Source organism: Paenarthrobacter nitroguajacolicus, assembly GCF_051027655.1.
Taxonomy (GTDB): domain Bacteria; phylum Actinomycetota; class Actinomycetes; order Actinomycetales; family Micrococcaceae; genus Arthrobacter; species Arthrobacter nitroguajacolicus.
The window spans coordinates 1960120-1981329 of sequence record NZ_CP073234.1; the positions used below are offsets into that span (position 1 = coordinate 1960120).

17 protein-coding genes are annotated in these 21210 nt (G+C 57.3%); 10 read left to right on the plus strand and 7 right to left on the minus strand.

The features are described 5' to 3' along the window. Positions 1–329: 329 nt before the first annotated feature. On the minus strand, positions 330–2504 hold the full coding sequence (locus tag KCX59_RS09430; protein WP_306294656.1) for a P-loop NTPase fold protein: 2175 nt from the start codon (positions 2502–2504) through the stop codon (positions 330–332). A gap of 1323 nt (positions 2505–3827) precedes the next feature. Between KCX59_RS09430 and KCX59_RS09435 the strand changes: the two genes are divergently transcribed. The 3 genes from KCX59_RS09435 (at position 3828) to KCX59_RS09445 (ending at position 7328) form a co-directional block, all read left to right on the plus strand. Beyond that, positions 3828–4553 carry a hypothetical protein gene (locus KCX59_RS09435; protein WP_434122649.1) on the plus strand — a complete coding sequence of 242 codons (726 nt, stop codon included), beginning with the start codon at positions 3828–3830 and terminating at the stop codon, positions 4551–4553. Between the two features lie 138 nt (positions 4554–4691). Continuing rightward, positions 4692–6446, plus strand: a complete 1755-nt coding sequence (locus KCX59_RS09440; protein WP_256871390.1) for a peptidoglycan D,D-transpeptidase FtsI family protein — start codon at positions 4692–4694, stop codon at positions 6444–6446. 153 nt (positions 6447–6599) lie between these two features. After that, a complete protein-coding gene (locus tag KCX59_RS09445) occupies positions 6600–7328 on the plus strand; it encodes a hypothetical protein (RefSeq protein ID WP_179017272.1) in 729 nt (242 codons plus the stop codon). An 18-nt stretch (positions 7329–7346) separates the two neighbouring features. On the opposite strand, the gene KCX59_RS09450 is transcribed toward KCX59_RS09445, so the two are convergent. Beyond that, positions 7347–7745, minus strand: a complete 399-nt coding sequence (locus tag KCX59_RS09450) for a hypothetical protein (protein ID WP_179017273.1) — start codon at positions 7743–7745, stop codon at positions 7347–7349. A gap of 1 nt (position 7746) precedes the next feature. Continuing rightward, complete coding sequence (locus KCX59_RS09455) at positions 7747–8055, minus strand: hypothetical protein (protein WP_218649080.1); 309 nt, start codon at positions 8053–8055, stop codon at positions 7747–7749. Positions 8056–8287: 232 nt separating this feature from the next. Between KCX59_RS09455 and KCX59_RS09460 the strand changes: the two genes are divergently transcribed. After that, the gene (locus KCX59_RS09460) at positions 8288–10060 is read left to right on the plus strand and encodes a hypothetical protein (protein ID WP_179017275.1); all 1773 of its coding nucleotides are present in this window, start codon (positions 8288–8290) and stop codon (positions 10058–10060) included. A 44-nt stretch (positions 10061–10104) separates the two neighbouring features. Here the strand turns inward: KCX59_RS09460 and KCX59_RS09465 are convergent, their stop codons facing one another. Beyond that, positions 10105–10536 carry a LexA family protein gene (locus KCX59_RS09465; protein WP_179017276.1) on the minus strand — a complete coding sequence of 144 codons (432 nt, stop codon included), beginning with the start codon at positions 10534–10536 and terminating at the stop codon, positions 10105–10107. A gap of 288 nt (positions 10537–10824) precedes the next feature. Here KCX59_RS09465 and KCX59_RS09470 point away from each other — a divergent pair, with 288 nt between their 5' ends. Then, the gene (locus KCX59_RS09470) at positions 10825–12084 is read left to right on the plus strand and encodes a sensor histidine kinase (RefSeq protein ID WP_179017277.1); all 1260 of its coding nucleotides are present in this window, start codon (positions 10825–10827) and stop codon (positions 12082–12084) included. 91 nt (positions 12085–12175) lie between these two features. On the opposite strand, the gene KCX59_RS09475 is transcribed toward KCX59_RS09470, so the two are convergent. Beyond that, entirely contained in the window at positions 12176–12802 is a 627-nt protein-coding gene (locus tag KCX59_RS09475) for a hypothetical protein (RefSeq protein WP_179017278.1), read from the minus strand. 611 nt (positions 12803–13413) lie between these two features. Between KCX59_RS09475 and KCX59_RS09480 the strand changes: the two genes are divergently transcribed. From KCX59_RS09480 to KCX59_RS09500, 5 genes are all read left to right on the plus strand, one after another. Then, entirely contained in the window at positions 13414–14037 is a 624-nt protein-coding gene (locus KCX59_RS09480) for a hypothetical protein (RefSeq protein WP_179017279.1), read from the plus strand. A 102-nt stretch (positions 14038–14139) separates the two neighbouring features. After that, complete coding sequence (locus KCX59_RS09485) at positions 14140–15156, plus strand: hypothetical protein (RefSeq protein ID WP_179017280.1); 1017 nt, start codon at positions 14140–14142, stop codon at positions 15154–15156. 211 nt (positions 15157–15367) lie between these two features. Beyond that, positions 15368–16063: a response regulator transcription factor gene (locus KCX59_RS09490; protein ID WP_218649075.1), complete on the plus strand. Its 696-nt coding sequence runs from the start codon at positions 15368–15370 to the stop codon at positions 16061–16063. A 454-nt stretch (positions 16064–16517) separates the two neighbouring features. After that, the gene (locus KCX59_RS09495) at positions 16518–17759 is read left to right on the plus strand and encodes an AlbA family DNA-binding domain-containing protein (RefSeq protein WP_179017282.1); all 1242 of its coding nucleotides are present in this window, start codon (positions 16518–16520) and stop codon (positions 17757–17759) included. Positions 17760–17845: 86 nt separating this feature from the next. After that, a complete protein-coding gene (locus KCX59_RS09500) occupies positions 17846–18580 on the plus strand; it encodes a hypothetical protein (protein ID WP_179017283.1) in 735 nt (244 codons plus the stop codon). 94 nt (positions 18581–18674) lie between these two features. Here KCX59_RS09500 and KCX59_RS09505 read toward each other — a convergent pair whose 3' ends face one another. Together KCX59_RS09505 and KCX59_RS09510 are read right to left on the minus strand one after the other, a co-directional pair. After that, entirely contained in the window at positions 18675–19001 is a 327-nt protein-coding gene (locus tag KCX59_RS09505) for a histone-like nucleoid-structuring protein Lsr2 (RefSeq protein WP_179017284.1), read from the minus strand. Between the two features lie 276 nt (positions 19002–19277). Then, positions 19278–21119 carry a restriction endonuclease gene (locus tag KCX59_RS09510; RefSeq protein ID WP_179017285.1) on the minus strand — a complete coding sequence of 614 codons (1842 nt, stop codon included), beginning with the start codon at positions 21117–21119 and terminating at the stop codon, positions 19278–19280. Between the last annotated feature and the right edge of the window lie 91 nt (positions 21120–21210).

Here is a 21210-nt window from a genome sequence, read left to right on the forward strand (position 1 = left end):
TGATGGTAGTCGGCTGAGATCATCGTAGAGTGAAAGGCTGACATCGCTGGAAAAATGTTCCCCGGGCAATTCTCGTCCGCTCTCGTGATGGCTGTCATGCCCCTTGGGGGCCTGGATGCGGGACCGGATGGGAGTCCGAGGTCAGGGTCTCTTGGTGGTGGCGTCCTCAGGTTGAGTACAGCTATCCATCGCTAGAATCCGGACCCTCCAGTTTTAGGCCATTGCCGTGCGCAACGGCTGGAGGACAAATCTGGCCAAGCCCCTAACGAAGGACCTGTCCAGCAACAAACGGGCAGGGTACGCACAGGCCAAAGCTGGAAGCGCCTTCACTAGGCCGGGGGTGTGCCATCGCCGTCCGCAAGGGGATTGGCTCTTTTTGCGCGCCAACGCAGGATCTCTTCATAAGCAAATCTCTTGCGCTGAGCGGGTGACGGGATCTCGTCTCCTTGGGCTTCCGCTACCTTTGCCGGTTTATCCAAAGGCAACTCCATCAATTTCTCCGGCGTAATTGTGTTCTCAAGCTTGTCGGTGAAAAGGGTCAGTTGTGAGGCCGCTGCTTCGTAGTTTCCGGCCTCTGTGGAAGCCATAACGAAAGCATCAGCAAGGGTTGTCATCGCGAGGGAACCGTCTTTGAGCGCATCAAGCGTGACGGCCTGAAGATGAGGTAAGCCATCCATCGCGACAAGGTAGTTCCACACGGCAAATTGTTCATGGATGGAGTCGGCTGAGCCACGGGTCCGCCATGCGTCAACCAACCACTGTGTAGCCTGATCAATCCACAGCGGAATCAGCTGGTCTGTCAGGGTTTGATCAGCAACTGTCGTAGCTGCTCCCATCGCCTCCAGCTCAGCCATTGCTCTTGCCGAATGGGAATTATTGAGGTTCAGGCAGTGGCCCAGAGACTCAGGCCGGGGAAACAGTCCGATGAAGGCCTTGAGCTCTGGTTCATCCCAGGGGTCGCTATGACTTAGCAGTCGTGCCAGCCAGGACTCTTGGAGTCGAGTGGCAGTGTCTCGGAAATCCTGGGTGGAAGGTCGCTTTGCAATCGCGATGCTCAGGTAATCGATGAGCGGACGTGCGTTCGTATCGTAATCGGTGTGTCGGGCGCCTTTCTTGAGGGCCTTTATCTGCATCTGCTCATTGGCGTGGTCGAACGTTTCCGGGCAGACCCCTCCAGGACGCACTTCAGCTGTGCGGATACGATTTATGTCCCTCAAGACGGCTTCATCGGACATGTCGCCGGTGGGCAAGGAGATCGTGAAGTAGCGGTCGAAGTACTCGCTGTCGTTGGCTCGGTACTTTCCGCCAGCTGTTCTCCACATGTTGTCCGGGAAGGCATGGGGAAACAATGATGATAGCGCCTCCATGAGTTCAACGACTGTGTCACCCTTGTAACCACAGGATTTGATTCGCTGGAGCCACTCATCTTCGGATGGGGCCTTGCTGCTGCGGTTAGAGCCCTGTTTTCTGGTGAGGTCGCCCGCCCAGGCCGGCAAACGCTCGTAGAGATCCGGATAGAAGATACGCAGGAAAGTGATCGCGAAGAAGTCCGCCGGGTCGACGTTCCCCTTGGCAAGCTGCAGGAAGGTTATGGCCTGACCCGCGTAACGGTGGCACGCGCGGGGCGTTGTCAGCGTCGTGGTCATGTGTTCGGTGTAGAAGGTTTCGAACCTGGACTCCGGTGTTGGCCCTCGGTATGTTCCAAGAGATGCTTTGCGCACTGTCGGACCCAATGCAGATTCTATGATCTCTTGAAGGAAGTGCTGCTGTGGTTCAGGGAGGTCCAAGGGATACTGCACGATCTTTTCCAAGTAGACCTGCGCGGCAATAGGGTCGTTTCCTAGACCAGCAGCTAGAGCCGTGATTGTTGATTTGCGGTCATAGGCAAGTATGTAATTGACCCTGGGAAAGCGCCCCAGGAGCCGGATGGTTTTCATCAGGAGCAACAGGTCCTTGGGCTGAACGCGATCCACATCGTCCACGACAACGAGAACCTTGACGCTTGCTGCTTTGATTGTCTCCGCCATGTCCTGGAACGCGGAATCCCATGATTTCGCCGGTAGGAATTCGCGGACGGTTTCCGAGGCCCCTGTCCCGATGACGGGGATCGCTTTCAAGGCAGGGGCACTGCGTCGTGCGAGGTCCACGGCTTTCTTGCGGAGGGTTTTACGGGAACCTCGCGGAAAGGCCTCAAGGATTGCTGAATAGAGTTCGGCCTGTAGCCTCTCCTCGTCGAAGGACCAGGGATTGAACTTGACCACGTGAACGGAGCGGTCCAGAGCGCTGGTGATGAAATTCAGCACGGACGTCTTACCGGAGCCCCAGGGTCCAACCAGTCCGAAAACAGTGCTGTCGTTGCTGTCGGCAAGGTTCTCGATGAGGTCTTTCGCCATGTCGACGAAGGGACCTCGGTCCAGCTTATCCTTGCGGCGGTCAGTCTCTGGCGCATCTACCCATGGTTCAGTCACACCTGAGATCTTAGGCTGCGAACCGGGATGGATCATTCAGCACACGGTGACACGAGCGGTGGTCATACTTTCTCGACAGTTTGCTATAGGTCCCCATCGAAAGGGCACGTCGATATTCGAAAGTGCCATTCGAGTCTCCCAGTAGCCAAGAGCGCGCCAGGCTCGCATCAAATTAAGCAGGGCACGCGGGCAGGGGAGGCTGTGCTTTTCCAGGTTGTTAGATACGGTTGTGCCGGCGATGCAGCCGGATGGGGGCCGAAATGCGGAAACTCTTTGCCAGATGTTCCGCCCCACGCATGCGCAAGGTTCCGCGTGGGTTCGGTTATTGGGAGTTCCCGGGCAGCGCTCATCCAGCTTAAAGCTCAGAATTATGCATCGATTTTCAGGTACGTAGACGAACGGGCATCTATGAATTGCCAAGCGGGGGAGTTCTATCTTCTGATTTCATGGCGGGGCAGGACTTTGTCCATCCCATCTCATGCCCAGCATGACCCTGGACTATTTACACGCGTCACGTTTGGGGGCTAGCCGCCACTAGATGGGTGTTAGGGAAAGCATCGAAGCTGTCCCAACTGTCTAGGAAGGGGGATCCAAATTGAGAAATATCCTTCGCAAAGTCTCTGTCGTACTGGGGACTGTTGCCTTAGCTACGACCGGCCTGCTGGTTAGCGTAGCGCCAGCATCAGCAAGCGCCGGTCACACAGGAACCGACCCAGCAACGACTGGATGTGCATCGGGTTCATTTCAGGTGACTGTTGTTCCGATGCGGGACCAGTACATCAGTGGCGCACCCCAGGTGGGTGCCTCGCAGTTGATGTACTCGCCGGGATGCGGAACCAACTGAGTCAATGTGTACGGTTACTCCAGCGGATACCGCTATGACGGATGGGTCCGAAGCAACGGCTATTCGTACGGAGTTAGTGCCTGGGGTGCTGGCAGTGGTGAGCATACGCTCCAGCTCTACGCGCCCGGGTCCGTGTGTGTGTGTGTGTGTTCATGGATCACTTCACGTTCCGCACGTTCGACAATCTGCAGGTTCACACCGGTTCCAACCAGTACTGCTAGGGCATGGGAATGGGGCCGCTCATGCGCGTGAGGCTCCATTTCCCAACCTCCAGTCGGATAGAGACGACTCATCTTGAAGAAATCATCGGCTGTCATTGTGGCCGCCTCATCGCAGTCAGCGCTGTTGGTTGCAGTGCAACGGAGAGTTTCGTTCCGCAGCTTTCGCAAACTTCAACCGCAACATCGGAGCCCGAGCCCGGGATGCCCTACAGTGCGTATCGGGCTCAGGATCTCCTGACCATCTACTCTGCTGTCACTGAGATTACCTATGAGTGCTACGCCGAGAATGGCTACGTGGAGTTTCTGGAAGTTCTGCCGGAACAGAAGGCAAACATGTTTCGGACTCTCCCCTCGACACCAGACTACGCGTCTGCTTTTGGCAGGCTGACGAAAGCTCCGTGGTTTGAGTCTGAGGGAGAAGCCCGCAAGAGCGGGTATGGACATGGGGCTTCCGCGGTGGTTACTAGCGTCTATGCCATGGACGTAGAGTTTCGGGATGTTGCCAGGACATGTGCCTCGAAGGCTGACGAGAAGCTACCCGGAAGTCAGGCCTTCATTGCGGACTACTCCGGATTGGGGGCCACCTTGGCTGATGCACTGAAAGCAGTTACCGACCGTAACTGGGATGAGGTGACCGAGAAGATTTTTGCATGTATGGCTACTCACGATTTCCCAGTCAGCCCCAGCGGACCAAACATGAGTCCATCCTGGGCCATCGATTTTGGCGTGCCGCTAGGAGTTGAACCCGTTCCAGACTTTCCTCAAATCATCGAGGGAGCAAGAATTCAGGTTGTCCCAACCTCGCCCGCTAAGAATTATGTACCAACCTCCGAGGAAGCGGAGTCTGCCGCTGTGATGCATAAATGCTCGGTCGAGACGGGTGCTCGTGAATCTTGGGAGAAGGCAATGATTGATGCTGAACGCGGGGCAATTTCCCAGAATCACGTCAAGCTGGCTGAATTGAATGCTGCGCTCCCGAAGCTGCTGGAAATCGTCGGTACGACGCAGAAGTCTGCCTGATTTGAATCTGCCCCAGTGGATGGCTGCCAGGAGGATCGCTGGAGGTAATAGATTGCCGAAGAAATGACTCCATTTAAAATACGGGTGAAGAATGGGGCTCATAGCGTGGGTAGAAAAGCACCGCAAAAGTCAATACAAATGATCAGAAATCAGGGCAGAACCCGGTTGCGGATCGGTATGGGGATCATGCTGGCGTTCCTGGTGGTTATCGCGGGCCGCGTCATTGTTATTCAGGGCTTTGACCCGACAGGTCTTGCCGCCGCCGCAAATGATCTCCGTACCCAGTCGTCCGTGCTGGGCGCCTCACGAGGCACAATTGTCGACGCCTCTGGAATTGTCCTGGCTGAAAGCATCATCCGCTACGACATCGTTGGCTCTCCGCGGGAGAACAGTGCGGCTGAGACCTTTCAACGGCTTGCTACCGACGGCACGATCGATGATGTTTCCCGCGGAGACGGACTGAATGAATTGGCGCATGCGCTCGGCCGGCCAGTCGAGGATATTCGGACTGCGCTGAGTGGCGACAGCCAGTTCACGTATCTGGCACGTTCTGTTTCACCGGCGGTCGAGTTCACCATTGCCGAGCTGCGGATCCCCGGGATTACATCCCGGCCCGTCCAGCAACGCACGTATCCGCTCGGGTCGGTTGCCGGCAGCATCGTCGGATACGTCAACGACGACGGGGGCGCGGCAGGCATCGAGCAGACTCTCGACGATCAGCTCAAGGGTGCCGATGGCCAGCGGACATTTCAGATTGGCGCTGACGGGATCATCATCCCCACGGCTGCGAACCAGGTCACTCCGGCGGCCGACGGTGACACAGTCAAACTCACCATCGACAGCGATCTGCAGTTCTATTCGCAAAATGCCATTGAAAAACAGGTGAAAACGCAGAGCGCCGAGTACGGCAACATCATCGTGGTGGAGGCCAAGACCGGCAAAATCCGTGCCATGGCCGAGACGGGGACTGTGGACCCCAATGCCCCAGGTGCGACCCGAGCTGAGGACCGCGGTGCGCGGTCTGTTACTGCGGCAATTGAGCCGGGATCAACCGAGAAAGCGATCACAGCTGCTGCTGCCATCGAAGAGGGCAAGATCGAACCGCTGTCGGAACTTCTGGTTCCGCCGACGTACACCGTCAACGGGCAGATGTTCCAGGATTCCTTTGTGCATGGGGAGCAACAGCGGACATTTGCGGGCATCATTGGTGATTCCATGAACACCGGCACAGTCATGGTCGGGGAGAAGCTCTCTCGGCAGCAGCGCTACGATTACCTGCAGAAGTTCGGCATCGGCCAGAAGACCGGTATCCCGTTGCCTGGCGAATCGGCTGGCCTGCTGGCCCAACCGGAAGACTGGGACTCCCGGCAGGAGTTCTCTGTTCTGTTTGGACAGGGGGTGTCGCAGACACCGCTGCAAACAGCCATGGCGTTTCAGGCCATTGCCAATGATGGAGTGCGGCTGCAACCCCAACTGGTTGAATCCACGATGGACAAAGACGGCGTGGAGCACGTTACGGAGTCGGGGGCAGGCACGAAAGTGATCAGCCCGGAAACAGCCCGGAAAGTACGCGACATTCTCGAAAGCGTGGTCACCGCCGGCGGCGCCACGGATGTGAAAGTTCTCGGCTACCGTATTGGTGGCAAGACAGGAACAGCCGAAGCAGTTGCCGACAACGGAGCAGGCTTCGATGGGTACACGGCCTCCTTCGTTGGGATGGCTCCTATGGAAGATCCTCAGTACATAGTGATGGTCAACGTGCAGCGCCCGAAGGGCAATATCTACGGCGTTACCCAGGCCGCTGTGTTCAACGACGTCATGGCCCAAGTGCTGGCCAATTATCAGGTGCCTGCGTCGACTACGCCGTCTGTGAGCCTCGCTCAGAAGTACTAAGAGAATTGGTTGCCTGCTCACTTGGAATCAATTGGTAGAACGGGCTGAGCAAATTCTCAAAGATTTCACCTGATCGCGTCACAAACACGGCACCGCAGCTACTCCTTTAACATGGGGACCTTTCAATCAGATCAATCAGTTTTGGGGAGAAGAATGCGCATAAATCTCGTAGTCAAGACAGGCGGTATTGCACTGGCGGGGCTGTTGGCGCTGACCGCTTGTGGCAGTTCATCGGAGGGTAGTTCAAAACCTTCGGAGTCCGCATCCTCGTCGTCTGCGTCGGCATCGCCTTCAGCGTCCGCCTCCCCGTTGGCCTCGACGTTTTCAGAAGGCGCCGGCACCTCCTCGGGTTCTTACAAGGTAGCCGCCTGGGCGCTGCCCATTTCGGAGGCAGGGGACAAGCTGGGCAGCCTCAAGGGCGACAGCTTCAACGTAGACATCTACCAGGTGGCCACCGATGTCGCGTCCAAGGACAGCATGTTCGTGGACAAGGAAACCAAGGAAAACCTGCTCAAGAAGGGCGATCCGGTGGTTTACCTGAACTATGTGGTCACCAACACCTCGTCCGCGGACATTCCCCTGAGCCACTCGCTGATCACTCCCAGCGCAAAGTACACGGACTGGAAGTACATGGGCGGAATGCCTTCGGACTCCAGCAGCGATGGTTACAAAAAGCACGGCCTCAGCAGCTCCGGCACCAAGCTCAAGGAAGAGGCCCCGTTCGTGCTGAAGCCGGGCGAGTCCTTCAACATTGCGGAGAACTTCGTCTACACCGCGGGCAAGGAAACCGAGATCGAGGCAACCATGACTCCTGCTGCAGCTGACGGCAAGCTGGACCACGACAAGAAGGAAAAAGCCGAGACAACGGTCACGCTGAAGTAGTTCCCGTCGGGTCGCAACTCATGCTGACGCCTGCATGAGCGACCGCTCAAGCGCGCTGATGAGGGCGCTGGTCTGCTGTGTGTTCAGCAGATCCACGGGACGTTGATCGCGTAAGGCAGGACACTTGGTGATCATCCACGCAGCGAAGTAGTTGTGGGGAATTTTCAGCTCCAAGGCGCGTTCGAAGAGTGCCAGCACGACCGGGTTCAGTGACAGATCACTGCGGAACTGAAAGCCGGGGCAGTAGGTGCCGTCAGCGAAGAACACTCTCACCAGCTGCTGCATGATCGGCTCCGGGTCCTCATGGACGCGCCCCAGGCGGGTGCGGACTCTGTCCAGGCTCGGCAGGCCGAATTCTGAGCTGATGCGCTCCCACACGATCTCGGGGATAGGGCCCTGATAAATGTCGGGAGTCACTTCAGCTGACTGATTCCAGCAGCCAAGCTGTGGACAAGGGCTCACGACGGATGGTGGAGGTGCGAAGTTCCTGATCCCCGGTGGGCGGCTTGGCCTGGACCTGCCAGTGCTCGATGCTCACGAGATCGCCGGTGCCCACAGCCGCCCGTAGCTGGGTCTCCCACCAAGAATCCCTGGTGAACCAATGTGCTGTGTGGACATCCGAATCGACCATCCAGATCTTGTTCTCATAGCGCAGCGCCATCGGCACCCCGTCAGGGCTGAACTGCACCGGGATGTCCTGGTGCTTGTGTGGTGCTTCTGGTGTCATTGTCACGGAGCCGTCCTTTCTGGGGCTAGCTTGGGTGATGCTTCACGCCGACTTATTCGTGGTCTTCTTGAAAGCAATTGGCGCGTGGGTCAAATGATGTGATGCCGACGTCATGATCGGTGTTTCCCGTCTACTAACAAATAGAAGGCGTGTAATCGGAGCGAATTCGATCACAGGCCCCGGATGGGCAAGACGTCTGTCACTTCGCACAATGTCAAAACAAGGAGAGACGATGGAATCGAAAATTGGTAGGCGAACTCTGATCGCGACTGGGGGGTTTGCCTTGGCCGCCGGGGCAGCTTTCGCCGGGGTGGCGCCGGCCGCAGCGGCCACAGCTGTGACGAAGAGCGCCAGGCGGGTCTACTACGCCTCGGACTATGGCATCTTCCCCAGGGCGACCATGCCGTTGGTGAACTTGCCTGTAAGTCCCACCGATCCTACGATCCGGAGGTACAGCGCGGGCAAGGAAGGTAAGCCGAATGTCCAGGCGATCGGCGCGCCGCCCGGCACCGAGGCAGCTGACCAGTCTGATGAGATCAATGCGTTTCTCCAGCAGATAGCGAATCTGGGCGGAGGTATTGCCATTTTCGAGGGCGATACAAATCAACTTGTGGGCTATGGCGTGAAGAAGCCCATCGTAATGTTGACCGAAGTTGCCATATGGGGCCTGGGGTGGAACAAGACGACCTTTATGCTGATTGACGGGGCGAACTGTTCCGTCTTTGTGAATAAGCCGAAGACCAATTATCACGATGTTCGTGATTTGAGGATCAACGGCAATCGTTGGGGTCAGACTTTCCCGGACGCATTGAAGTTTTCGGGACCAGGAGTCGATCTTTCGAGTGACCGTCACCCGGCAAACCCTGACAACTGGCAGTACAACTCGCACGGCATACTGCTCGTCCCCGACTACACGTCGCCCGATGTAGCTCCCTATGGCGATACGTTTTCCAACTTTGAGAACATCTTCGTGGTGAACCCTTATGGCAGCGCCGCCATGACGAACAAGGTCGGCGGCGAGATTCGTTTTCGCAACGCCGTCTCCATGAACGCCGGCGGGAACGGTTTCACCGCGGGTTACGACACATACCTCAGGGAAGTGACCGTAGCCAATTCGGAGTACCACGGATTTCTGCAACAGAACGGGTCGACTCGATTCACCAACACCAAAGCATTCTGGTGCGGCCAAGTACTTGATCGGTGGCAGGTCGGCGGAGGCGCGGTAAAGATGCGTCGAGCGTCGGTTGGCTACAAGATCGTCAATGGTTGCTGCGAATTCTCGTCGGCTGAAGCGCAGAACTGTGGTGGTGAAGGTTTTTGGCTCCAGGATGCAGAAAGTGTCAACGGGCAGCTCTCTTCGAACGCGAACAACATGATCGCGGACACGGCCGCGATCTCCAATCCTGATGGATGGGGCCCGGTTCCGGACAACTACGCGAACGACGCTGCGTGGAATGGCGGTCCTTCCACACCTAAACCCGCGCCGGAAAATCATCCCGGCGTGAGGTTGGAGGGGAAGTCCAAGTACAACAATCTCTCCATTACATCGCGAACTGCGGGTCAACAGGCCGGGATGGGGCTGGGGCAGCAGGCCTATGCGCTGAGTGTCGACTACCTTGGTGGTGCGAAGGAAAACAACATTTCCGTGACGCACTCTGACGGGTACGATGGGCAGCGCGCCAAAGGGATACTGACACCTGAAACGCCGCATAATGCAGTCCCGCACAACTGGATTCTGGCCAATGGCAGACCGTTGAGCGACGCAGTGCGCAAGGCGCCCCTGACCATTAATGAGATTGATGCCGCTGGCACATACATCATGTTGGGCCCCAATTATGCCTACAACCCTTTCCCCGGCGGAATGGTCAGAATTACATGCGTGGAACTCGACAACAACTTTGCGCTGGAAGCAGTTCGACTCGACGCAGCTGGCGCGCCGTACACAAACATCAAATACAACGACGGGCTTGGTTGGCGGGGTTGGGTTCAACAGAGTCGAGCGTGAGAATCTCTCTCCGGAGTTGTCGTTGCTAGTCATGAAATGCTTCGCTAACTGTGGTGCAAGCATGTTGTGGCGACTCCCCAAATGGTGAGTTCAGACAAGGCCGGCATGCGGATGTCAGGGTACTTTGGGTTCTCGGCCTGCAGGACGATGCCTGTCTTCGTGACGCGGAGGCGTTTGATGGCGAGCTCACCGTCGAGGACAGCAATAACGACCGAGCCGTCCTTGGGCGCTAGAGCCCTGTTGACGATCAGCTCATCGCCGTCACTGATGCCCGCACCCTGCATGGAATGGCCGGTGACCCTCACGATAAAGGTGCTGGTTAAGTCTTGGATCAGGTGCTCGTTCAGGTCCAGGCGCCCGTCGAAGTAGTCCTGTGACGGGGAAGGATAGCCAGCAGGCACGGCCACGGGTGCCAACAGGACGGTTGCCCTGGAGAGCCCCGCCTCTAGCACGCAGGGACCAACTATCACGCTCACAACGCACCTCGTATTCGAACATACTTTCGAATATGACTATACCGCCATGCTGCGGCAAGGTGTGCATGGGTGGTCATCCCTGAAGTCCTAGTGGGCTGACGATGAGCGGACTGGGCTTTCTCTCCCAGGGTTCCCGGACCAAAGCCAAGGCTGCGTCTGAAATGAAGGTCTGAGACCTGCCTAGCCGCCCCATCCGGCAAGCCCTTAGGTACTGACAGCGAGTCGGGTCTGCGCGATACTTTGCGCAGGGACGATGGGTCCAGCGCTGGCGTTGGAGGTGCGAGGCAAATGGATGAAGACATTCGTGGGGCTCCCAGGGCGGGTGACTACGCGCGCCGCTTGATGGCCTATGTTCACCTCAACAGAATTGATTGGATCGTTACTGCGGTCGCGTTTGCGCTTGAGCTGATAAACATCATGTCAAGCCTCATAACAGTCTTGGCCGGGGTGCGCTGGCAGGCATTGGGCTATCTGGTTATTGCGTTTGTTCTTCTCCTCTGGAGGCAGCGGTTTCCCAAGCTCGTTCTGGTTGCAGTTCTTTTGCATCAGGCTCTCTTCGTTCCGATTTTTCATCATGAGTTGTTCATGCCTCCAGGGATGGTTTTCAACCCAAACCAGCCTTTGTCGATTCCGTACATACCGCTGTTTGGCGTTCTCGTCGCATTGATTTCGGTAGGATCCTCAGCCTCGCTGCGGACTTCGGCACTGCTGTGTATTCCCGCTGCTGTCCTACCCACTCTGATCTTCTCGGGCGGCAGGCCTTGGGAGGCGCCCGCGTATGTCGTGGCGTCCATCTTGTGGGCAGGCGGCGCATGGGCATTCGGCAGGTTCGTGGGCAGGAGCAGTCAGCGGATCACTGACTTGGAGGCTGAACGGTTGCGGATGGAAGCGGCAATGGAAGCCGAAAGAGCCCATATTGCTGCTGAGCTTCACGACATCGTCTCGCATGCTGTGACGGTAATGCTCCTCCACGCCGCAGGGGGCCGCAGGATCATCGATACTGACCCGGCCCGTGCGGCGCAGGCGCTGGAGGTCATCGCGACAGTGGGAACCGAGGCGACGCAGGAGCTGTCACGCCTGTTGGGCCTGTTGAAGGCGAATCAGCATATGAACACGGTCAAGTCACTTCCCACGCTCGAAGACATTGCCCCCTTGGTGGAGGCTGTTCAGTCGGCGGGGATAGACGTTGAGCTGAGCGAATCCGGTACGCCTGCAAGAGTCGATGCGAGCGTCGGGCACACAGCGTACCGTGCGGTTCAGGAAGCCCTGACAAACGTTTCCAAACATGTGGGTCCTGGTACAAAGACCACCGTTGCTATCGAATGGAAGCCGGATTTGCTTCAGATCGATGTTTCGGACACGGGACCAGCAATGCCGATCAGCGAAGACCGGGCCACATCCGGATATGGCCTGCTGGGCTTGCAGGAGCGTGTTGCAGTGGCCGGCGGGAAAATCTCCTGGGGCCCACGAGGCCGCGGGTTTTTTGTGAGCGTGTCGCTGCCTGTCACCAAGCAAAGAGAGGGCTGGTACCAGCCGACGCCTTCGTAGGTTCCGCAGATCGCTCCACAGTCTGACGTAGCCGCAACGACGCGGAATGCCTAGCTTCCCCAAGCTTGCCGTGAACCTTGGATTACAGAAGCTAGAGCTGGTCCTTCTGGACTTGGATTGTTGTTGCTTGTGGCGATGGCAGACCACCGCTTCTGAACTTCCCGGCTGCTAGCAGTCCCGCAAGAGCGATCCAATTCAGGCCAAACGGTACGAGGAAGAGAACTCTGGAGTCTTCGGTATTGAAGCCGAGCAGGAGCAGTGATGTCACGGCGAGTAAAGCCCCTGCCCAGGATGGCAGCGTGCGCGCCGTCAGTAGCCCCACTCCGGTAAGAACGAAAGCAAGGATCGATACATACACCAGGACAACGCCCACGTACCACGCGATGATGAAACCTGTGGTTCCAAAAAAGAAGGAAGCACCAGCAATCAATGCTGCAATTCGGACGACCTTGATCGCCCTCCCGCCTTTTGGATGAAGGTAGTACAGGCCGAGTGCAGACCCCGAGATACAAATCATGGCCGGCAGGAACAACAGGGCATAAAGCGCACCTGCATCCCTATATGGTCCCTCCGGCAAGCCCTCAGGCAGGGCAGCTGTGGACAGTGAAAAGGCTGCTAGAAGCGTGCCGCCAAGGGCGGCGAATGCGGCCGTGAAACGAATCGCCAGCTTCATGGAATCACCGTGGTCTGACTTCTTCGATGTTGAGTTCCGTTCCATGATTCAGGCCTCCTTGGATCCCGATTGAAGTACTTCGATGAGCCTGTCAGTCTCTGACGCCTTGCGATACGAGTTTGAACGCCCAAGTAATTGGCTGGACGTTCAGGCGTTGTTTCGGCTTCAGGCTACGAACTGCCAGAAGCGGTTTCAGCAGTTCACGACCGACACCGTGCCTGCCCTGAGTCGGCAGTCTCAACCGGAGAAAGTGGGTCAAGGACTGGTGACTCAACAGAACGTCGCCTCCAGTTCTTTCGAGGAACCTTCATTCTTCGTGCTCTCTACCATTTTGAACCCTGAGGTTGAGGGCCGCGTCCATCCAGTGGTTGATCTTGTTATCGATCCCTGGGTGTAGCGAAGCCAAGGGATTCATTGCAGAGTCTGAAATCTATCCCGTTCAACAACACCGATTATCGTGAGAATCCCGCATATCTTTCGTACATCCTGGAGATGACGCTCTGCGGCAGATGTCGCTATAGATGGTTCAAAGTCGTGGACTTCTGCACCATTCCATTCCTACTGCGGTTGTATGAAATAAACCCCATCTTCAGGCGGACGCGTTTAGTCACGCTTGGCGGACACTCTGATAGCACATCGAGTGAAAGGAAAAAGCGATGAAAAGGCTAGTAAAACAAAATCAGGAACCGGGTATTGTTCGGGATTCTGATCTGGCCAGATACAACATGAAGCCGGTTATGGCCGCCGCCGGAATTTCCGTGGCAGCCATGCTCCTGGGGGCAGTCACGGCATGCGCACCCGTCGTTCCCAGAGACGACTCTGGATTCAACGAGACATCCTGCGGCGGGGCCGGGGCATGGGGCATGTCTTCTTCTCTCAGTGTTAGTGCCTGCAGCCCTGCCTCTCCTACCGCTCCGACGCCATCTGCGTTTGAGTCGATCGGTCCGGATGACGAAGTTGTGGTTCCAGAGGTTGAGGTCCCGGAAGTTGTCGTTCCGGAAAGGACTCAACTTCGAGCCGACTTGGTAGGCAGATGGCACGGGGGCGTCGGCTCAAACTACTTTCTGACGCTCACTGAGGACGGCAGTTATACGTGGGAACACCGACGGATGGGTCCCTTTGATGCCGGCGTCGTAATTGCTGATGAGTCCACCATGACGCTTACGTCTTCAATCAGTGGAGAGAAGCTGAGCTTCCAATATTCATTGTCGACGACACCCGAAGCATTTGGATTTATTTTCGCAACACTGCAGCTGGGTGACCAGTCGTACGTCAAGTAGGCTCCCCGACCAGTCATCGGGTTTATCTGCAACAAAAGTCAATTGCATTCGCGGTGCTCGACGGAAGCGCCGTTTCATCCAAACCAATCAGGAGTGATATTCATGCCTATTTTCAAGCGTATGCTCGTGTTCGTTGCTTCCGCGGCCATTCTGACGCCGTTGGCAGCCTGCAATGTTGAAATCCCGCGGCAGGTTGTTGTGACACAAGGCCCTCCGGCAACGGTGGAACCGCCTCAGCAGCCTGTCAATCCGCAGAACCCGGAAACTCAACAGGCACAGCCAGTTAATCCTCCCGGTCCTGGAGTTGAACCCACCCAGGTCCCCGAGCCACCAAAAGTTCCTGAACCTGAGCCCCCAAAGGCACCTGAACTGAAGAAGGGGACGTACAGGATCACCATCAATGGCCTGGCGGTGAAGAGCCAAACTTCTGATCACATGACAGAGCAGGATGGAAAAGGCGATGAGATCTACGTGGACCTCAGGACGAAAGTCATCGACAAAGACGGCAATGAAGTAGATAGCCGCCAAAATACGTCCTCCATCATGGGAGACACCAATCAGCAAGTTGGTCGTGTCCAGGCCGGTTCAGCAAGGGGTGCCAATGGCGGAATCGTCATGGGGGATAAGTTGCCCAACGACCAACCGTGGGTCCTGGGAACAACACCGAGTCCCGATCGCCTCCCTTTGGGTGGGGGAGAGATCACCTTGGTCGAGGGACAGGACAAGGCGTTGATTACGCCGACTGTCTGGGAGTGGGATGGTGGCAGCGATTTGTTCACCCAGTTCACGCAATGGTTCGACAAAGCCGCCGAAAAGATTCCTGCGGAAGCACTTGGTCCTGCTGGTTTGGCGGGCAAGGCAGCAAGTTCGATGAACCTCGGGGACACGCTCAGCAAACTCTTTGGAGTAGCCGGCGACCGTCCCATCGGCATTACGAGCCAGAACAGGGAGGGCTACACCTTTGATCCCCAGATCGTGACCCTTGACTTTGCAAAGGCCGAGGAAATCTCCGGGGGCGACTTTGGCTACGGAAAGGGAGTCAGGTTGCTGACCTTCAAGGACGCACCACAGTTCGCTGGCCACTACGAGTTGTACTACCAAGTCACCAAGGTTTCCTGAATCTTGTGGATTACCTGTTACGCCTTGAGTCCCGACTATCCGGTCGGGGCTCAAGGCTGTGCCGGTTTTGCCATGAACCAGCCGTAGCGCCAGGTTCGTGGGAAAGCGTCCGGCTCGGATAGTAGGTTTGCAGCCCGGTGCTGCTGACACGGGGCTGAAGATGCGGGATACTTTGCGGCATGCACGCCCAGCAAAGTCGGAGGTTGGCTCAATGAATGGCCCCGACGGTCATGGCAAGCTTCGTGTCGTGCTCATTGATGATGAAGAACTCGTCCGGGCAGGTCTGGCATTGCTTCTGGCTGCGGAGACTGACATCGAAATTGTCGGCGAGGCCAATAACGGACGCAGCGGCTTGGAGATCGTGGCGAAGGTACAGCCGGATGTCGTCGTCATGGATATCCGCATGCCGGTCATGGATGGTGTTGAAGCAACCAAAGAGCTCATGTCCAACGACTCAGCTGGCCTGGGCAAGATACCAGTGCTTATTCTCAGCACCTTCAGCGACGACGACGCTGTCCACGCGGCCCTTCGCGCTGGAGCATCGGGATTCCTGCTCAAGAACTCAGCGCCGACCATACTGGCGGCGGCAATCCGTGCGCTGGCGAACGGAGCGGGCTGGCTTGACCCCAACGTCACCAAAGGGCTCCTGGATCAGTTCTCCAGCAGCAGCCAGGTGCTGGCGCCAACGAGCACTGAATTCGGCGGACTGACCCGACGCGAAATCGAGGTGCTGACTGCAATGGCGAACGGCATGACCAACACGCAGATCGCAGCCGCGCTGTTCCTGAGCGAGGCGACGGTCAAGACTCATGTCCACCGGATATTGATGAAGTTGGGGGTTGCGGATCGCTCCCAGGCTGTCTCAGCCGCATTTCGCCATGGGCTAGTCAGACCGGGGTCCAAATAGACACTGCTGGAAGCAGACGTGGATGTGGCCGGTCAGGCGGGGAGCCTGACCGGCCACATGACTGCGAACCAAGAGAGGGGGGTAGTCTTCTCTGGCTGCGCGCACGCACACCGTTGCAATTCTCAGTCCGGACAAACTGTGCCGCGATGTACCCACGGCTGGAATCACTGGCACTTCCTGTGTACGCCCACGAGGATGCGCCGTTCATGTTCTTCCAGCCACTTATGTAGTGCGGTCTGACAGTTGTTCGTCACGAAGCTTCCCCGCATCTTTTTCAATTAGAAGCACCAGCAAGCTTGAATGGCCGTCATCCATGACGCAGCTGGTTCAACTCAACGTGCAAACACATAGTTATACCTGCTATCCAGGTAGTCATTTACAAAGAAACGATTGAGGTCCACCGGCAAAACTCAGGGTGGCCAGCTCTTGGGACCTCCTGGTGTATGAATGTCTCATGGTCTTTACACCTTTGCACCGGGCTCTTGGGCTGGCTCCTTCTCCGCTGAACTTTTCGATGATCACGGATGCCGTCGCGAATCAAGTTCAAGAATCAGCTGACCTGGACTGGAAGCGGACGCTGCCGAACAAGGCTCCCAATGCTCCCGCCGAGTTCGCCAAAGACATAGCGGCGATGGTCAATTCTGGCGGCGGCATGATTGTGTATGGAGTTGCAGAGGATGGAAACACCAGCGCCGCCAAGGAGATCACTCCCTTGGAGGATTGGAGCGACCCCGTGCAGACCAAGTTGCTGGGCTACGCGTATTCGCTGATCCAGCCGCCGGTCCATGGACTTCAGTTCATACCGTTGGGACCCGAAGGGGAGTCCAAGGCCCATGTGGTGGTGCTGCAGATTCCAGCGAGTTTTGAGACCCCTCATTTTGTGATGAAGGACGATGCCATCAGGGCGCCACGGCGTTATGGTCCCCGAACTGTGTTCATGAGCGAACGGGACATTGAGCAGGCTTACAGGCTGCGATTCGAAGACCGGCGCAATCATGAACGATCGCTCACCGAGCTTGTGGATCAGGTGCTTCTGGGAACCAGCCAGAGCGGCAAGGTTTGGTTGGCCGCTGCAGCCCGACCGGTAAATCCGCGCCCTGCCTATGCTGGCAGGGTATCTGAGCAAGATGCGCGCAAGGTCCTTGGGGACCTTATGGTTAGAAATCCTTTTCTGAAAGACCTGCCCGGCATGGAATCAATTAGCTTGATGGCTAAACCCGGCTACAGGAAGTGGAGGTCTGCGCAACCGGAGGGCGAGGACCTCCACAGCATCGCTGAGATCCATGACGATGGCAGCGTCGCCGTGGCCACTGCCGGCTACCCCTTTGATTCGTCAGGATTCGATAACGCCTCGGACGTTCATGCGATGGATGCCGAACTATTGCCTGCTCACATCGTTCACTTAATCAGGACTGCAGCAGAGGTGTTGGACGTCGTCGGCGACTACGAAGTCATGATGATTCTCAAGGGCCCAGCTGGTGGGCTTTACATCCGCACCTACGATTCGTCCTGGCAGCGGCTGACTGAACGATCAAGACTCTCGGTTATTCACGCGTTCCAGCCTGTTGTTGGGCTGATACCAGGGCGAGGGGATGTTGCAGAGGCGCTTGATGCCGTGAGGACATTTGCCTTGGATATCTTGAACCAAGGTGGCATCCGTGCGGTGGGTGACTCTTACCTCAAGAGAGATATCTGACGCCGGAAGATCCTGGTGGAATGCCCTAATGTAGACGAGGGCATCGCACCGGCTGTCCTTCTCCGGATAGTTGGGTTCCGCATTTTATGACCATCAAGGACTGGGTAGACATTGCCCAATTTGCGCTGAATGGCATTCTGGCTATTTTCACGCTGACTTTGTTCAGGCAAGGGCAGAAGGACCGGCGAAAGGTCCGGTCGGATCAAGAGCGTGATCAAGCCTCGAAGGTGTCCCTTATCCGGGGGGAAGTAACGAAGCCCAGTCCTGGAGGCGGACATAGCATTGAGGCCGTCACGGTCGAAATCCGGAACGATTCTACGTTGCCGATTACCGCCGCGGAGTGGGAAGACTTGAATCTTGGCGATGCTCACTACCGGGGTTTGGCCATTCCTGGCGGGCAGAGCATTAGGTTTCCCTTGAAGGCATCCCACATTGTGTGGAATTTTGAACTTTATTTCGTTGACGGTGCAGGTAAGCCCTGGGTGCGGCGGGATTCCGACGGAACGCTGTGGGTAAACACTGATATGCATATGCCGCTCCGCTGGTGGCAAAACTGGTATCACCGACGAGCTGTCGGCAAGCTCGGAAAAGTCTTCAGTTGGCCAACGAATTATGCATTTCGTCGAACGGTGAAGATTGCTCCACGGATTCCTCAGGTGGCCCGAATAACCCGATTCCTCTGGGGCTCGGCTACGCCAGCAACCCCTGACCCGCAACCGTGGCGGCGAACGCCGTATGTTTCTGAGCGGGATTGGCCGTACCAGAACCTCATTAACATGGCGTTGTACCTGCAATGCAACGCACCATCTGATACGCAGTAAAGACTAGGGATCGGCAGGTTGCGGCTGTGATGTGTCACGTTGGCGGCCGGCTCGGAAATGCGGGAGTCATTACCGATGCCGGTCACCTACCTTCTCAGGCGTTCGCGGCTGCGTAGGCTTCGAGGATGGGCTGAGCCACCCGGCCGCGTCCTGAGACCTCGTATCCGTTGGTACGAGCCCATTCACGGATCTTCGTAAGTTCCTCGCGGTTTGCCTTCGGGCTTTGTTGCCCACGGCGGCTGGCGGATTTCGTCTTTCGAGCGACTGCAATGAAACTACTTAGGCGGCTCATCAATTTCTCATAGTTCTCATCGGAGAGGTCGATCTCGTAAGATACTCCACCGACGCTGAATTCCCGGGGAGTAGCGTCTGATGTTCCATCAAGATCATCAAGGATTTCAATAACTCGTTTTTGTGCCACTGCACGATTATATGTAGAGATATGGCGATCTCTTTTTGGTGGTGCTCAATAGGGCATCGTGGCGACGTCAGTTGGTTGCGGATGTTTGGTGGCAGTTCCACCTGAGCTGGACCCGGTTCAGGCCGGGCACCTGGCGGAGTCGGTTATTTTGAACCCTGAATATTCATCAAGTCCGGTCCCAAGCCGTTGCCGAAAGTGGTCCGCACCCGCCGCGCAGTTTCAATATGGCACGTAGATGCAATGCCGCGTTGCGTTGGGCGCCTCGCACGCCCAAGGTCAGTAGAAGTCGGCTGCTGTAGGGGGTCTGCGGGGGCTCAGCGGTTCGTCCCCGGGATAGGGAAGGCCGAGGACATGGCAGAAAAAGGCAGCTCTCAAGTCGGCGTTGCGGAAGTGGCTGATGACAGCCTTGTGAGTCTCAACTCCTATCCGGGGATGCCGCTTCACGTCCGCTACAGCGCCTTTCAGGTAGCTTTCGGCCCTATAGAGCCTGTCCCGGTCCGCCCCGTCCGTCTCGCGGAGCGCCCACCTTGAGTCGTCATTGCCGTAGTTGGTCTTTGCCTTGTGGACGCGGTCAACGACGGAGCTGACATATTCCGCAACTAGAGCATCGTCGCCACCTTGGCGCTGGTGGCCCTCGAGCGTGAGGCGTTTGGCGTGCGCGCCATGTGGACGGACCCTGGCGTCGTCGTCCATGATGAATAGCGCGACGCCGGAATCTGCCGCCTCGACGATCGCCGCTTTGGTAAAGCCTGAGGTCGAGTAGAAGACATGATTTGTGAGGCGGGGGCGCGCCCCTCGCAGTTGGCGGATTTGTGGGGAACCAACCGGAGTCGCCTGCATTTTCACTTGAGCCACAGCTTCAGGGTGCTCGACGTCCACTCCGCGGTCCGATACGCCACCGGTAAGCCGGGATCCGAAGAAGCCGAGGGGTCCTGACATGTGCCATAAGGCCACGTCCTCCGCGGTGTGCCAGTCGCCGAGAAGTCGGCTACGTGAAGTGGACTCTGGCGATGGGCTGCGTACTCCTGTTCCGAGCTCCGGCGGGGCCGGTGCCAGGGGACTGTCAGGGAGCCTGAGGATGCGCCCCCCTACGCCTTCGCTAAAGAACCGGTCGCTGCGCCTGTCTGCATAGACGCGAAGGTTCTTGCCGCCGGTCACACGGAAGTGGATCTCTGCTATTGGGTCGACCATGCTGCCACTCGACGAGAACCCCCTTTTGGTTTCTGAATCGGGGATGATTTCTGCTTGCTCCAAGGAGGGCAGGATCCAGGAGTTGAATGTCCTGGCGGCGAATCTGGCTTCTCGAGGAAGCTCATCTGTGCCCCGTTCATGGGAGTCCGGGGATATGACTATCGGGGCGAATATCTCAACATGGTCGCCGGACGGGATCGCTGCGAGGATCTGTCGTGCGTCCTCGCTGTTTACAGGCAGGCAGTGGCGGCTTTTTAGATATTCGGACCAGGCCCACATCGTGCGGGGATCGCCGGCAAGAAGTTCGCCGGCCTCTTTACGCGCTTTGCTGAAGATCAGGGCCGAAGAGGCGTTCTGCCCTTCGATAAGAGATGCGGGGCGGTCAGTGTTGCCAATCTGAGCCACCAGTGCCTCGTGGAGCTGGTCCTCCAGACTCTCCCCAGAGCTCTCAAGCCCCTGCTCTGGCGCGGAATCAAGAAGGCGGGCTCGCTCGTAGTTGACGCCAATCGACCGCCGCCGTGCGAGCTGGGCTTTGGCGATTTCAGTGAGCTCCTGGCTGCTCTTTTCCGGGTGGGTCAGCCGGATCCATTCGTAGTCCCATTCCTGCATGTCCCGTATGCGGCCGGCCTGTTTGATGGCGCGCATCTGGACCTCGAGACCTTCACTGACAAGGGCCTCGTTGCGCTGGGTCATGTTTGGTCCAGGCTTGGGTGGACGAACCGACTTAGGCTGCCGCTCCCGGGGCGGACGGGCAGGGGTCCTGGCCAAGCGGACGATTGCCACGGCAAATGCAAGCGCACCAAGAGTGATCAACAGAACCCACCAGTACTGGATGAGGAGCCCGATCACCGCGAGAGCGAGAAAAATACCGAAGGGGCCAAGCCCACCAGCGACCGCGCTACGTGAGCGACGACGATTGATTGCCATGCTGCAGGATCTCATCTGGCGCCGACAGTCTGTAAGGGCAAAAGCAATCGAGGGCCAGCGACACTGATTTCAAGTTCTGCTTCATTTGTCG

What these genes read in the sequence shown, in the direction of transcription:
- KCX59_RS09430 (WP_306294656.1), bottom strand. Translation starts at nt 2,504, where the DNA reads ATGATCCATCCCGGTTCGCAGCCTAAGATCTCAGGTGTGACTGAACCA.
- KCX59_RS09440 (WP_256871390.1), top strand. Translation starts at nt 4,692, where the DNA reads ATGATCAGAAATCAGGGCAGAACCCGGTTGCGGATCGGTATGGGGATC.
- KCX59_RS09445 (WP_179017272.1), top strand. Translation starts at nt 6,600, where the DNA reads ATGCGCATAAATCTCGTAGTCAAGACAGGCGGTATTGCACTGGCGGGG.
- KCX59_RS09455 (WP_218649080.1), bottom strand. Translation starts at nt 8,055, where the DNA reads ATGACACCAGAAGCACCACACAAGCACCAGGACATCCCGGTGCAGTTC.
- KCX59_RS09460 (WP_179017275.1), top strand. Translation starts at nt 8,288, where the DNA reads ATGGAATCGAAAATTGGTAGGCGAACTCTGATCGCGACTGGGGGGTTT.
- KCX59_RS09470 (WP_179017277.1), top strand. Translation starts at nt 10,825, where the DNA reads ATGGATGAAGACATTCGTGGGGCTCCCAGGGCGGGTGACTACGCGCGC.
- KCX59_RS09475 (WP_179017278.1), bottom strand. Translation starts at nt 12,802, where the DNA reads ATGGAACGGAACTCAACATCGAAGAAGTCAGACCACGGTGATTCCATG.
- KCX59_RS09480 (WP_179017279.1), top strand. Translation starts at nt 13,414, where the DNA reads ATGAAAAGGCTAGTAAAACAAAATCAGGAACCGGGTATTGTTCGGGAT.
- KCX59_RS09485 (WP_179017280.1), top strand. Translation starts at nt 14,140, where the DNA reads ATGCCTATTTTCAAGCGTATGCTCGTGTTCGTTGCTTCCGCGGCCATT.
- KCX59_RS09490 (WP_218649075.1), top strand. Translation starts at nt 15,368, where the DNA reads ATGAATGGCCCCGACGGTCATGGCAAGCTTCGTGTCGTGCTCATTGAT.
- KCX59_RS09495 (WP_179017282.1), top strand. Translation starts at nt 16,518, where the DNA reads ATGGTCTTTACACCTTTGCACCGGGCTCTTGGGCTGGCTCCTTCTCCG.
- KCX59_RS09500 (WP_179017283.1), top strand. Translation starts at nt 17,846, where the DNA reads ATGACCATCAAGGACTGGGTAGACATTGCCCAATTTGCGCTGAATGGC.
- KCX59_RS09510 (WP_179017285.1), bottom strand. Translation starts at nt 21,119, where the DNA reads ATGGCAATCAATCGTCGTCGCTCACGTAGCGCGGTCGCTGGTGGGCTT.